The organism is Sphingopyxis sp. (assembly GCF_016463645.1).
GTDB lineage: Bacteria > Pseudomonadota > Alphaproteobacteria > Sphingomonadales > Sphingomonadaceae > Sphingopyxis.
The window spans coordinates 1-8,163 of sequence record NZ_JAEMQX010000148.1 but is presented as its reverse complement, the minus strand read 5'-3'; the positions used below and the strand labels follow the sequence as shown (position 1 = coordinate 8,163).

The 8,163-nt window shown below is 66.3% G+C and carries 8 protein-coding genes and 1 pseudogene; 4 read left to right on the top strand and 5 right to left on the bottom strand.

All coding sequences use genetic code 11. The features are described from left to right. Positions 1–126: 126 nt before the first annotated feature. Positions 127–315 carry a hypothetical protein gene (locus JHC57_RS19515; RefSeq protein WP_294032223.1) on the bottom strand — a complete coding sequence of 63 codons (189 nt, stop codon included), beginning with the start codon at positions 313–315 and terminating at the stop codon, positions 127–129. Between the two features lie 54 nt (positions 316–369). On the opposite strand from JHC57_RS19515, the gene JHC57_RS19510 reads away from it, so the two are divergent. Continuing rightward, complete coding sequence (locus tag JHC57_RS19510; RefSeq protein ID WP_294032221.1) at positions 370–1,200, top strand: methyltransferase domain-containing protein; 831 nt, start codon at positions 370–372, stop codon at positions 1,198–1,200. After that, on the top strand, positions 1,197–1,985 hold the full coding sequence (aat, locus tag JHC57_RS19505; RefSeq protein ID WP_294032225.1) for a leucyl/phenylalanyl-tRNA--protein transferase: 789 nt from the start codon (positions 1,197–1,199) through the stop codon (positions 1,983–1,985). Before JHC57_RS19510 ends, aat begins: the two co-directional genes overlap by 4 nt. 35 nt (positions 1,986–2,020) lie before the next feature. On the opposite strand, the pseudogene JHC57_RS19500 reads toward aat, so the two are convergent. From JHC57_RS19500 to JHC57_RS19485, 4 genes and pseudogenes are all read right to left on the bottom strand, one after another. After that, positions 2,021–2,191, bottom strand: a pseudogene (locus tag JHC57_RS19500) (DUF2155 domain-containing protein); the annotation flags it as partial. 239 nt (positions 2,192–2,430) lie between these two features. Beyond that, positions 2,431–2,811 carry an NADH:ubiquinone oxidoreductase subunit NDUFA12 gene (locus JHC57_RS19495; protein ID WP_294032220.1) on the bottom strand — a complete coding sequence of 127 codons (381 nt, stop codon included), beginning with the start codon at positions 2,809–2,811 and terminating at the stop codon, positions 2,431–2,433. Positions 2,812–2,872: 61 nt separating this feature from the next. Next, the gene (locus JHC57_RS19490) at positions 2,873–3,334 is read right to left on the bottom strand and encodes a DUF192 domain-containing protein (RefSeq protein ID WP_294032218.1); all 462 of its coding nucleotides are present in this window, start codon (positions 3,332–3,334) and stop codon (positions 2,873–2,875) included. 36 nt (positions 3,335–3,370) lie between these two features. Further along, positions 3,371–3,943 (bottom strand): RecX family transcriptional regulator, encoded by a 573-nt coding sequence (locus tag JHC57_RS19485; RefSeq protein ID WP_294032216.1) that lies wholly within the window; start codon positions 3,941–3,943, stop codon positions 3,371–3,373. A 180-nt stretch (positions 3,944–4,123) separates the two neighbouring features. Here JHC57_RS19485 and JHC57_RS19480 point away from each other — a divergent pair, with 180 nt between their 5' ends. Together JHC57_RS19480 and JHC57_RS19475 are read left to right on the top strand one after the other, a co-directional pair. After that, a complete protein-coding gene (locus JHC57_RS19480) occupies positions 4,124–5,875 on the top strand; it encodes a fatty acyl-AMP ligase (protein ID WP_294032215.1) in 1,752 nt (583 codons plus the stop codon). Positions 5,876–5,998: 123 nt separating this feature from the next. After that, a partial coding sequence (locus tag JHC57_RS19475) for a bifunctional diguanylate cyclase/phosphodiesterase (protein ID WP_294032213.1) occupies positions 5,999–8,163 on the top strand: 2,165 nt, incomplete at its 3' end.

Here is an 8,163-nt window from a genome sequence, read left to right as displayed (position 1 = left end):
TCGACGAGGACAAGGACGGCAAGATCGTCGGCGAATATCGCGCGATGGGCCTGCGTCCCTATACGCTTGAAAAGGCCCGCCAGTACGGCTTCGACCAGCCCTATCTCGAAGCCTGCCTGTAAGGATCTAGCGTCCGCTCAGCCAGAAGGCGGCCGCGAACAGCGCGACGGCGGCCGACGCGAGCGCGATCCCGCGCCACGGCATGAAGCCGACCTGTTCGACGTCGCGCCGGTTGTTGCGGCGCCAGCTCGCGACCTCGGCGATACCGAACAGCGTCGCAGCCGCAATCGCCACCGACAGCATCGACACTTGCATTGCCGCGCATCCCTTCGCAAACAGGGGCCATTCCCCCTGGAGAGAGGTGCCCATATGCGTGTCCTGTTATCGGTTGCAAGTGCCGCCGCCCTGATCGCCGTTCCCGCCGCCGCGATGCAGCATGACGGCCACGCCGGTCATGCCGCGCACCAGAGCGGCGATGCGATCGCCGCCGCGGTTGCCGCCCCGACCCGTTCCGCGACGAACACGCCGCGCGACACATATCGCCACCCCGCCGAAACGCTCGCCTTCTTTGGCGTGAAGCCCGGCGATACGGTGGTCGAGCTGTGGCCCGGCGGCGGCTGGTACACAGAAATCCTCGCCCCGCTCGCCAAGGCCGGCGGCGGCACGCTCTATGCCGCGGCGCCGTGGGAGCGCGGGCTCAATCGCGTCAAGGCCAAGCAGGCCGAAAATGCCGACGCCTATGGCGCGGTGAAGCTCGCCGAATTCCCCAATGCCGGGACAAACCCGAAGGTACCCGATGGCAGCGCCGATGTCGTGCTGACCTTCCGCAACGTCCATAACTGGCGCTTCGACGGTACCGACAACACGGCGAACGCGTTCAAACAGATTTACGCGATGCTGAAACCCGGCGGCACGCTGGGAGTGGTCGAGCACCGGCTGAATGAGAACGACGACAGCGCGAAGGAAGAAAAGTCGGGCTATATGAAGAAAAGCTCGATCGTCGCTTTCGCCGAGGCTGCAGGCTTCAGGCTCGCGGACGAAAGCGAGATCAACGCCAACCCCAAGGACACGAAGGATTATCCCAAGGGTGTCTGGACGCTGCCGCCGAACCTGACCGAAGGCGAGAAGGATCGCGACAAATATCTCGCGATCGGTGAATCGGATCGCATGACGCTGAAATTCGTGAAGCCCGCGAACTGAAACACTTCGAGTCCATAGATCCGGCGCTGCTCCTCAGCGCCTATGCGCAGGGCATTTTTCCGATGGCCGACGGGGCGGACGACCCGTCGGTGCATTGGGTCGAACCGCGGCTGCGCGCGATCCTGCCGCTCGATGGCTTTCACCTGTCGCGCAGCCTGAAAAAGGTGATCGTGTCGGACCGCTTCCGCATCACGACCGACGCGGCGTTCGCCGACATGGTCGCGCTGTGTGCCGAACCCGCCGATGACCGGCCGACGACATGGATCAACCCGGTAATCAGGGCGAGCTATGACCGGCTTTTCCAGCTTGGTCATGCGCACAGCGTCGAATGCTGGCTTGATGGCGAGCTGGCGGGGGGCCTCTATGGCGTCACACTCGGCCGGGCCTTCTTCGGCGAATCGATGGTCAGCCGCGCGCGCGATGCGTCGAAGGTCGCGCTCGCGCACCTCGTCGCGCGGCTCATCGCGGGCGGCTGGAAATTGCTCGATTGCCAGTTCATCACCCCGCACCTCGCCAGCCTCGGCGCGATCGAAATCCGCCAGGCAGACTATCTTGCGCGGCTTTACTCGGTGTTGGCGGGAGGGGACGGCGGCGCCTTGGGCGCCGGAGCCGGAACGGTCGGCGGCGCGACCGGGGTTTCGGTGCCCTCGCCGCCGTTCGTCGCGGGTGACTGGCGCGCGCTCGACGCCTTGGGCGCCGCGACACCGCCGGTCTTGGGCGCCGACCGCGCAACGGGCTCGCCGCCCGGATATGTCATCGCGCAGCTCTTGACGAAGACGTCATAAATCGGGTGCTCGATCACGTTGCGGTCGGGCCGCTCGCGGAAAATCCATCCCGAAAAGACGCGGCGCCATTTGTTGTCGCTCTGGTCCTGCACGGTGAGCTGGACGAAGGCGCCGGTTTCGGGCGGATCTTCCCACGGCGCGGTTTGTTCGCACGCGCGCAATCGAACGATCGCGCGGCCGACGCGGGCCGACTCGCCCGGCTTCATCTCCAGCTCGCGAACAAGGCCGTTGCGCTTGTTGAGCAGCCCGACGACGGCGACGCGGTCGCCCATCGGGGTCGCACCCTCGATCCCGCCGACTTCCTGCGGCACGCGTTCGGATTTCGCGACCGTCGGAACCGTCGCGCTGCCACCCGCCTTCGACGGCGTCCGATCGCACGCGGTCAGCGCGGTCGCCGCCAGCAGCGCGATCAGCGCGGTCGAAATCGGACGCGGCATGCCGGGGTTCACTCTGGCCGCCAGGCCTCATAGTCGCCGGTCGCGGCGGCGCGGTGGCCGCCGCGTTCGAGCGCACCGGCAGGACGATAGGCGCCCGTGCTGCCGGTCAGGTTCGCGGTGGGCTCCTTCTCCCATGCGCGCGGCGCGGGAAGAACATCGGTCGGCAATTCGTCGAACGTGCCGTGCAGCCAGCCGTGCCATTCGGGCGGCACGCGGCTCGCATCGTTCGATCCGTTATAGATCACCCAGCGACGACCGCCCTTTTTCGCGCGGAAATAGCGGTTGCCGAGGCTGTCCTCGCCCACCTTCTCGCCCGTGCTCCAGCTGTTCAGCAGCGTGCCGACGGTCGCACCGTCCCACCAAGTGAAAATCTTGCCCAGAATGCTCATGGCTGCGGCGTTTACAGCCAAGCATGCGCGGTCTGCAAGCTGCAAACGGCGCACCGCACCGCTATTTCCTATCTTTCCACGTTACCTTCGCCGTCTCGTCGATGCCCAGCCGTGCCGCGGTGCCACCGGCGAGTTCGAGTACCGCCGAAACCTCGCCTCCGCTGACGACGGGCTCGAGCGATTCCGGGATCGTGTTCTCGGCGATCCGGTCGATGCTGCCATCGGCGCGGATGAAGATCATATCGAGCGGAATCAGCGTGTTCTTCATCCAGAAGCTGCCGATCCGCGGCTTTTCGAACGGAAAGATCATTCCGCCATCGGCGGGCAGGCTGGTGCGGAACATAAGGCCGCGGTCCTGTTCGGCATCGGTGCGCGCGACCTCGACGTTGAACGTGTGCGCCTGGTCTTTTGCCGTGATCGTTACCGGGATCGTGGCGGCGTTTTCGGCTTCGCTCGCGTCCCGGCTGCATGCCGCGATCGGCAGGGCGAGCGACAGGGCGAGAGCGGTAATGATGGCGCGCATCGGCTATTCCTTGTCCCGGATCGATCGGCCCCTGCCCTAATCGAGCACCGCTTCGTCGTCCAGCGCCGCCAGCCCGGCCTCGTCGCCCGGCGGGACCGCAAGGACGCGGCGGGCGAGAGCGAGACCGTGCCCCGCGCGCAGAAAGGCGGCGAGTTGCCGCTCGCGCTGTTTCGGATCGTCGCTGCCGCGCGTTGCGAACGGCCCGAACCGCCGCCGCCGCGCAAAACCGACGGCTGCGGCGACCGCGGCATTTGCCGCGGCCTCGATCGCCTCGCCGCTGTCCTCCTCGGCGATCCCGTCGACGTAAAGTTGCGCCTTGACGCGCCGGACGCCCAGCCCGCGCCGGGTCATCGCGCCGGCGCGCATCGCGGCATATTGGCGGTCGTCGAGATAGTGCCGCCGCTCCATCCGGTCGGCGATCGCCTCGCACGCCGCCATGGCGTCACTTTCGTCCATCCATTCGGATTCGCGGACTTTTCTGGCAAGATAGCGCATCAGCTTGGCGCGACTCGTCGCGAATCGCGCGACATAGGCGAGCGCCAGCTCGTCAAGTTTGGCGGCGCCAAGCGGTCTTTTCGATCGGTCGTGGGGAGCGCGGCGATTGGCCATATCGCCATGTTTGTGCCACAGTCGGGCCCGATTGAGAACGATCAACACCGCCATATCGGGCATCAAAGCCCGGAAATGGGCGATTTGTTCAAACAACACAGGGTTCGCACGCACTACATGGCTCAAAAAGATGACATGCTTGTTGCCACGCGGCCCGTATCGCGGGATGTCGCAGCCCCTATGACCGATACCGACATGATTTCGGCCGATGCGCTCGTGCCGACGCCGACCGAATGCGCCCAGCCGCGCCGCTTTTCGGACTTCGCCACCGTCGGCGAAGCGCTCGATTATGCCGCCAGCGGCGCGCGCGGGCTCAATTTCCACGATCCGCGTGGGAAACTCGTGCGCCCCTATCCCTATAGCGAGCTCAAGGCCGACGCGCTGGCCACCGCGTACCGTCTGATCGCCGCCGGCGTGCAGCCGAACGACCGCATCGCGCTGATCGCCGAAACCGGCGCCGAATTCGCCGCGCTCTTCTTCGGCACCATCTATGCCGGCGCCTGGCCGGTGCCACTGCCGCTGCCGACGAGCTTCGGCGGGCGCGACAGCTATGTCGGCCAGCTCGTCGTCCAGCTGACGAGCTGCGACCCCAGTATGCTGTTCTTCCCGCCCGAAATCGCTGCCATGGCGATCGAAGCGGCCGAGCAGCGGAATGTGCAGCCGGTCGACTGGAGCGAATTCGAAAAACGCGCCGCGCCGGTGACCGACCTTCCCGAGCAGAAGACCGACGAGACCTGCTATCTCCAGTACAGCAGCGGCTCGACGCGCTTCCCGCACGGCGTCGCGGTGACGCACGGCGCGCTGCTCAACAATCTCTCGGCACACTCGCACGGCATGGAGCTGCAGGACAGCGACCGCTGCATTTCGTGGCTGCCCTGGTATCACGACATGGGCCTCGTCGGCTGCCTGCTCTCGCCGGTCGCCAACCAGGTCTCGGTCGATTATCTCAAGACCGAGGATTTTGCGCGCCGTCCGCTCGCCTGGCTCGACCTGATCAGCCGCAATCAGGGCACGACGCTCAGCTATTCGCCGACCTTCGGCTATGACATCTGCGCACGCCGCATCTCGAGCCAGAGCCATGTCGCCGACCGGTTCGACCTGTCGCGCTGGCGCGTCGCGGGCAATGGCGCCGACATGATCCGCCCCGACGTGATGCAGAGCTTCGTCGACGCCTTTGCCGACGCCGGCTTCAAGGCGAGCGCCTTCCTGCCGAGCTATGGCCTTGCCGAAGCGACGCTCGCCGTCAGCATCATGCCGCCGGGCGAAGGCATCGTCGTCGAACTGGTCGAGGAAACCGAACTGTCGGGCGCCGCGAACGACACCGGGCGGCCGACGCGCTACCGCGCGATCGTCAACTGCGGCAAGGCGGTCAAGGACATGGTGATCGAGATCCGCGACGAAGCGGGCAACGCGCTCTCCGACCAGACCGTCGGCAAAGTGTGGTGCACCGGCCCGTCGCTGATGACCGGCTATTATCGCGACCCCGAATCGACCGCCGCCTGCATGACGGACGGCTGGCTCGATACCGGCGATATGGGTTATATGTCAGATGGTTACATCTATATCGTCGGCCGTGCCAAGGACATGATCATCATCAACGGCAAGAATCACTGGCCGCAGGATATCGAGTGGGCGGTCGAGCAGCTTCCGGGTTTCAAGTCGGGTGACATTGCGGCCTTCGCGATCACGACGCCGGGCGGCGAGGAAACGCCGGCGGTGCTCGTCCAGTGCCGCACCAGCGACGAGGCCGAACGGCTCGCGCTGCGCGAGACGATTCGCGACCGCGTCCGCGCGATCACCGGCATGAACTGCCTGATCGAGCTGATCCCGCCGCGTACGCTGCCGCGCACCAGTTCGGGCAAGCTCAGCCGATCAAAGGCACGCGCGCAATATCTGGCGGGCGAAATCCAGCCTTTTGCGATGGCGGCCTAGGGTCGGAACCCAAGCGCACCGCCGGACCCGACAGCCTTTCCTGTCCCACGGCAGGACAGAAAACCGCACGTCGACAGGCGCTTGGTTACCTTCGGGTAACACCCGTGCGCTAAACCGGCAGGCGTGAAAAGCCTGTTGACCGACCCGATCGCTGCCGAAGAGATTCCCGTGCGGACCCTGCTGGGGCTGGGGCCGCGAAATCAGGACCTCGGCAACCTCCGCCAGCTCCAGCTCGCGCCGCTTCGCGGCCGCGGCTCGCTGCGCCTGCTGATGGGCATCGGCATGGCGATCGTCGCCGCCTTCACGATGGTGCACAGCGTGCCGCTGCCCGTCGCGGGCGGCTGGCTCGGCTGCATGCTGCTCTTCAGCCTCTGGTCGTACAGCAGGTTCAGGGGGCTGCCGCTCGGCGATCCCAAGCTGTCGGGGATCGCCGAATATCGGCTGTGCAGCCGTCACGCGCTCTATTCGGCGCTGGTATGGGGGGCGCCCTTCTGGCTGCAAGGGTTCAGCCCGACGCTCGACCATGTGCTGTCGATGTGGACGATCGCGGTGTTGATGATGGTCACCCTTGCGATCGTCGCACACAGCGTCCCGCTCGCCTGCACGCTGTTCATCGCCCCGGTTTCGCTGTCGGCCGCAGCCGCGCTCGCACGCGCCGGCGCGCCGCAGCTCGCCGGGGTGGCGCTGGTCGCGGGCTTCCTGCTCTCCGCCTTCTGCGTCCGCTTCGCGCAAAGCCACGTCCGCTTCCGCCGCGCCGAAGAGACGCTGCACGAAAAGACCGAGACGGTCAGCCTGCTGCTCCGCGAGTTCGAGGAAACCTCGGCCGACTGGCTGTGGCAGACCGACAACAGCCGTCGCCTGATTCATGTCTCGCCGCGCCTCGCCTATGCGCTCGGCGGCACCGCCGAGAGGCTCGAGGGCGTGCCGCTGCTCCAGGCGCTGTCGGGCGATGCTTGGGAAACGGGCCTCTTTCCCAAAAGCCTCCACGACATGGCCGAACGGATGAAGCGGCGCGAGAGCTTCTCGAACCTCATCGTGCCGGTGACGATCGGCGGCGCGCCGCGCTGGTGGGAGCTCTCCGCCTCGCCGCGTCTCGACGAAACGGGCAAGTTTCTGGGTTTCCGCGGCGTCGGCTCGGACGTCACCGAAAAGCGCGCGACCGCCGAACAGATTTCCAAGATGGCGCGTTTCGACAATCTCACCGGCCTGCCCAACCGTCTCAACCTCAACGAGGATATTTCGCGCGCGCTCGGCCATGCGGTCGATGCCAAGTCGCGCTGCGCGCTGCTGATGATCGACCTCGACCGGTTCAAGGCGGTCAACGATACGCTGGGCCACCCCGTCGGCGACAAATTGCTGGCGCAGGTCGCCGCGCGCCTCAAGGGGCTGATGGAGCGCGGCATGACGTGCGGGCGGCTCGGCGGCGACGAATTCGCGGTCGTGCTCCACAACCTCGCCTCGGCCGATGCCGCCGAGGAGCTGGCGCAGCGGATCATCACGACGATCAGCCGCCCCTATGTGGTCGACAATCACCAGTTGTTCGTCGGCGCCAGCGTCGGCTTCGCGATCGGGCCGCAGGACGGCGCAACGGTCGAGACGCTGACGCGCAACGCCGACCTTGCGCTCTACAAATCGAAGGACAAGGGCGGCAATGTCGTCGCCGCCTATGTGGCCTCGCTCCATGCACAGGCCGAGGAGCGGCGCGTGATGGAGCAGGAGCTGCGCGGCGCGCTCGAACGCGGCGAATTCGAACTTTATTACCAGCCGGTGGTGACCGCCGCCGACGGCACATTGAACGGTTTCGAGGCGCTGATCCGCTGGAACAACCAGAAGCTCGGCAATGTCTCGCCGGGGCGCTTCATCCCGCTTGCCGAGGACGCGCGCCTCATTTCGCCGATCGGCGAATGGGTGCTGCGCACGGCGTGCCGCGAAGCGATGAAATGGCCGTCGAACCTCAAGGTCGCGATCAACGTCTCGGCCGACCAGCTCACCGACCCGAGCTTCGCCTCGGTAGTCGTCTCGGCGCTCGCGCAGTCCGGGCTCTCGCCGCAGCGGCTCGAGATCGAGGTGACCGAAAGCGTCTTCCTGCGCGACGGCGGCGGCGCGGCGCAATTGCTCGACCAGCTGATCGGGCTCGGCATCCGTCTGTCGCTGGACGACTTCGGCACGGGCTATTCGTCGCTCGGATATCTGCGCAAGACACAATTCTCGACGATCAAGGTCGACCGCAGCTTCGTCGTCGGCGCCGCCAAGGGCAGCATCGAATCGATCGCGATCATCCGCGCCGT